Source organism: Roseateles sp. P5_B10 (genome assembly GCF_056400485.1).
Window position 1 is genome coordinate 1 of record NZ_JBFULE010001263.1, and the last position, 1022, is coordinate 1022.

Below are 1022 nucleotides of genomic sequence, written 5' to 3' on the forward strand. Positions count from 1 at the left end.
GCGTGTAGTCACGCTTCTGCGCCGCGCTGACGGTGCCGATGGGCCAGACGCGCGTGATGTCCGTCGTGCCGCCGACGTACTGGCCGCCGGAGTCGATCAGCAGCAGGCCGTTGCCTTCGATCTGCGCGAACGACTCGGGCGTGGCGCGGTAGTGCGGCTGGGCGCCATTGGCCATCCAGCCCGCAATCGTCGAGAAGGACAGGCCCACGAAGCCCGGGCGCCTCTTGCGCGCGGCCGTCAGCTGGGTGTCGACGTCCAGCTCGCTCCAGCGTTCGCCGCGGGCTAGTCCAGCCTCGAACTCGGCGTAGAACTCGCACATCGCCGCGCCGTCCTCGGCCATGGCCTCGCGGATGAAGGCGGCCTCGGCGGCGGTCTTGCGGCTCTTCAGCAGCGTGCTGGGGTTGATCTGTTCCACGACGGCCACGCCCGCGGGCACGGCCTCGCGCAGGCCCAGGGTCACGCGGCGCGGGTCGATCAGCAGCTTGGCCGAAGCGGGCAGGGCAGCCAGGGCGGATGCGGCTTGTTCGTAGGGCGCCAGCTGGATGCCGTCCGCGGCCAGGCGCGCGGCCACCTCGGCCGGCACCTTGCCGGCGCCGATGAAGAGGCGGCCGCTGGTCGTGTCCAGCAGCAGGTGGGCGATAAAGACCGGATTGCACTCGACATCGCTGCCGCGCAGGTTCAGCAGCCAGGCCACGTCGTCCACGGTAGACACGAGGTGGTGGGTGGCCTGCACCGTCGCCATCGCGGCGCGCACGCGGGCCAGCTTGTCGGCGCGGGACACGGCGGCCTGCGGCGCGGCGTGCTCGTAGACGGGTTCGGTGGGCAGGCCGGGGCGGCTGTCCCAGGCGTCCTGCACGAGGTCGAGGTCGGTGCGCAGCGTGATGCCGGCGCGCTGCATGGCCGTGCGCAGGGCATTGGCCAGGGACAGCCCCAACACCTGGCCGTCCACGGCGATCGCCTGGCCGGGCTGCAGGGCTTTGGCGATCCAGTCGATGTATTGCGTCGACGCGCCCGAGTTCATC

General features: G+C 71.6%; 1 protein-coding gene. It reads right to left on the minus strand.

Annotation, left to right across the window (positions count from 1 at the left end; translation table 11 throughout):
• Window positions 1-1022: aminopeptidase P family N-terminal domain-containing protein (locus AC1DU6_RS32610; protein WP_477862395.1), on the minus strand; the 1022-nt coding region annotated here is incomplete at both ends.